The organism is Algibacter sp. TI.3.09 (assembly GCF_038154905.1).
Taxonomy (GTDB): domain Bacteria; phylum Bacteroidota; class Bacteroidia; order Flavobacteriales; family Flavobacteriaceae; genus Algibacter.
Genome location: NZ_JBAKAN010000055.1, coordinates 1 through 292, shown reverse-complemented (window position 1 = coordinate 292; position 292 = coordinate 1). Strand labels below are relative to the sequence as shown.

Annotated in this window: 1 protein-coding gene; it reads left to right on the top strand. The window is 33.2% G+C overall.

All coding sequences use genetic code 11. The features are described 5' to 3' along the window. Positions 1 to 14: 14 nt before the first annotated feature. Positions 15 to 292: HAMP domain-containing protein (locus V6246_RS18300; protein WP_341561879.1), on the top strand; the 278-nt coding region annotated here is incomplete at its 3' end.

Sequence of the window (292 nt, the reverse complement as noted above, 5' to 3'; positions counted from 1 at the left end):
ACTACTTAGTTAAAATGGCTAATTTATTGGTTTGCTTACTTTTAGTTAACTATATACGTGCTACATGGTTGCAAAAAGTTCTTTCAGAACCTATATTGAATGTAACGAAAGCTACTAAAGAAAGTTCGCGAGAAGGAAATTATAAACTACGAGTGCATAAACAAGGTAACGATGAAATTGGAGATCTAGTTGATGAATACAACGAAATGCTATCTCAAATCTATGTTAGAGAAGAGGCTTTAAATCTCCTAGAGTCTGTGTTAACTCATTTGTGCGTTGTTTTAAAGCCTCT